This is a genomic window from Sphingomonas sp. CCH9-F2 (assembly GCF_001556735.1).
GTDB classification, from domain to species: Bacteria; Pseudomonadota; Alphaproteobacteria; order Sphingomonadales; family Sphingomonadaceae; genus Sphingomonas; species Sphingomonas ginsenosidimutans.
The window spans coordinates 1-850 of the sequence record NZ_LSJO01000335.1 but is presented as its reverse complement, the minus strand read 5'-3'; the positions used below and the strand labels follow the sequence as shown (position 1 = coordinate 850).

The window sequence follows — 850 nt, the reverse complement described above, 5'->3', positions numbered from 1 at the left end:
GTTGCGATGGACCAGCAATTCCATCCCGGCATCGCGCGCCGCCGTTCCCGCTGCTGCATGTCGATACGACGTGGAAATTCCGCGCGATGTACGCGCTGCGCGACAAGGCGGCGCGCGATGCCGGGATGGAATTGCTGGTCCATCGCAACCCCGATGCGCTGGCGCAGGGGATCAACCCGTTCGACCACGGCGCGCTCCACACCGACATGTGGAAGACCGAGGGGCTGAAGCAGGCGCTCGACCTGCATGGCTTCGACGCCGCGTTCGGCGGCGCGCGCCGTGACGAGGAGAAGAGCCGCGCGAAGGAGCGCGTCTTCTCGTTCCGCACCGCGACGCACCGCTGGGACCCCAAGGCGCAGCGGCCCGAATTGTGGCACCTGTACAATGCGCGCCACGCCAAGGGGGAGAGCATGCGCGTCTTCCCGATCAGCAACTGGACCGAGCTGGACGTCTGGCAATATATCGCGCGAGAGGGGATCGAGATCGTCCCGCTGTATTTCGCGGCGAAGCGCCCGACGGTCGAGCGCGACGGGCTGATCCTGATGGTCGACGACGACCGCTTCCCGCTCGCCCCCGGCGAGGTGCCGGTCGACCGCTCGATCCGGTTCCGCACGCTCGGCTGCTACCCGCTGACCGGCGCGGTGGAAAGCGAGGCGGCGACGCTGAACGACGTGATCCGCGAGATGCTGCTGACCACCACCAGCGAGCGGCAGGGGCGGGCGATCGACAAGGATGCCGGCGCCAGCATGGAGCAGAAGAAGCAGCAGGGATATTTTTGAGGTGGTGCGTGCAGCAACCGTCACGTCGCCCCGGCGAAGGCTGGGGTCTCGGGCCGCAGGCGGGCGCCTGC

Annotated in this window: 1 protein-coding gene; it reads left to right on the top strand. The window is 68.1% G+C overall.

The window, feature by feature from the left end; translation table 11 throughout:
- A partial coding sequence (gene cysD, locus AX685_RS09740) for a sulfate adenylyltransferase subunit CysD (protein WP_066488046.1) occupies positions 1-779 on the top strand: 779 nt, incomplete at its 5' end.
- Positions 780-850: the final 71 nt, after the last annotated feature.